The sequence below is a fragment of the Imhoffiella purpurea genome, from assembly GCF_000585215.1.
GTDB classification, from domain to species: Bacteria; Pseudomonadota; Gammaproteobacteria; order Chromatiales; family Chromatiaceae; genus Imhoffiella; species Imhoffiella purpurea.
Genome location: NZ_AONC01000105.1, coordinates 1 through 1,852, shown reverse-complemented (window position 1 = coordinate 1,852; position 1,852 = coordinate 1). Strand labels below are relative to the sequence as shown.

Below are 1,852 nucleotides of genomic sequence, written 5' to 3'. Positions count from 1 at the left end.
CGACTCGAGAGTACTGGCGCCAGGCGGGCCAGGTTGACCGAACGCACTTGCAGGACGGCCAGGATGAAACGGGCGAGAAAATCGAGACGAGAACCATGCCAGTCGAGGTGTGTGGCAAGCAGGGTTCGGAGCAGTCTGACAGTGCGGGCTTCGGACATCGTAACGTTGGGGGCGGAGTCTCAAGACGATGTCATTATAATCAAAAGCTTAATTTGAAACATACTGTACTGAGATAAGGCAGAGGTGAATCGTGGAACCAATCAAACGCGGAGAATTAAAAAGCCATATCGAGTGGGCAAAAGTGGAATTCTTGAATACAGGTGAAATTGTCGAGCTAGAAACAAAAGAAGATAGTGTTTGCCATTTTTTTGACCCATTCGAACACGAAAACGACCGGATCGTTCTTCGCTTAGATTGGTCTGATCCCGACATACATGGAAACCCATCTCTCGACGCTGATTTTTATGATAAGAATACAAAAAAGAAAAGAAAATTAAAAGGAGAGAGAAAAGAGGTTCACCATACTCAAACAACGAAACCTGGAGAGCGTATTTATTGCTGGCAGTTCAATGGGTATAAGGAATCATTTAAGGTAATGATTGGGTGGCTTCTGTCCGCTACTGCATCTTTTGGGGTTAGTTGCTCTGCGGAGATCGAAGTAGTGAAGGGAAATCAAAATCAGTCGTAATGTATAGCTAACAAGGCAAATCCAGCCGATGCGCCAAAGGCGCGCGCGGCTGATTTGCGGCGTTAGGTTGTGGAGCGTCATCCATGCTACAGGACGACAATTCTTTGCTCTCCTGCAACATCGCGAATCTTGGCGTTGAAGCACAGCGAGAAGCAAACCGCTTGGCAAAGGAAAAGATTGATTTAGACCGCCTCGCCTTGGCCGAACAAGAAAAAGTTACACGCGCCCAGAGAATGTATGCAATTAGTGCAGTAATAGCAGCGATAGCCGCAGTTATTGCAGCAATTGCATCCATAGCTAACTTGATATTTTCAATATTCATTGGTTAGGCGTAATTTGATTCGTCAAACACCGGAGTTCACAGTGTCTTTCTTCGCGCTGATTCTTGGGATTGCGTTATTCGTTATTGGCATCGCTATCACACATCTCGCGATAAGAGTAAGTTTGGAACCGCGCTGATAGTAATAGGGTTAGTAATCTGGGTTCTCTCCATTTATCCGCCAGGTTAGTTGAAGACATCAGGAGCACGCCATGAGTATAGAGAAAACAGATAAGCGCGAAATTGTATATTACAAAGATCATAGGATATCTGTGTACAATTTAACCAAGAAAGATGATCTTTGGTATTTTGAAGTGAAAATCACAACGCCAGTTGATGCGCCAGCCGTACGGCGTCAGTTTCAAAACGGCGAGTGCGCCTGCTCATCTGCCGATGAAGCAATAAAATTTGGCGTGCAATCGGCCATGAAGTACATAGATGAAAATATGTTGTAAAAATTATTCACACATGACGATGAATGCATCGATATCATTTCTCATTTCACGCAATGCATTTTGGTAATGTGCTTTATCGGCCTTTTCTTCGCCGTATCTATGTAAAAGCCCTTCTGGGTCGAACTCAATTAGAATCGTGCGCGCCTCCTTATTCAGCGTTAATGAGTACGAGTTCTGTATTCTACAGTTACACATAAGTCACCTAACAATTGGCTCAAAGCGACGCCCAACCGCGCGTCGAGCTATTGATGTTATTCGGCATCCATGCCAGGCGCGGTTGGGCGCGCCTTAGCCTTGGCGTTATCGCGCCGAGCAAAGCTCGGCGTCTCTTGCCAGGTGAAAGTCCTGGTCGGGTAAGGGTTAGCCACCCACCCGTATCGAGTGTTGGTC

The 1,852-nt window shown here is 46.1% G+C and carries 3 protein-coding genes; all 3 read left to right on the top strand.

The annotated features are described in order from the left end of the window. The first annotated feature begins 250 nt into the window (after positions 1-250). The 3 genes from D779_RS22515 (at position 251) to D779_RS22505 (ending at position 1,462) form a co-directional block, all read left to right on the top strand. Entirely contained in the window at positions 251-688 is a 438-nt protein-coding gene (locus tag D779_RS22515; RefSeq protein WP_157726494.1) for a hypothetical protein, read from the top strand. Between the two features lie 83 nt (positions 689-771). Beyond that, on the top strand, positions 772-1,017 hold the full coding sequence (locus D779_RS22510) for a hypothetical protein (protein ID WP_157726493.1): 246 nt from the start codon (positions 772-774) through the stop codon (positions 1,015-1,017). Between the two features lie 202 nt (positions 1,018-1,219). Next, entirely contained in the window at positions 1,220-1,462 is a 243-nt protein-coding gene (locus tag D779_RS22505) for a hypothetical protein (protein WP_157726492.1), read from the top strand. Positions 1,463-1,852 lie beyond the last annotated feature (390 nt).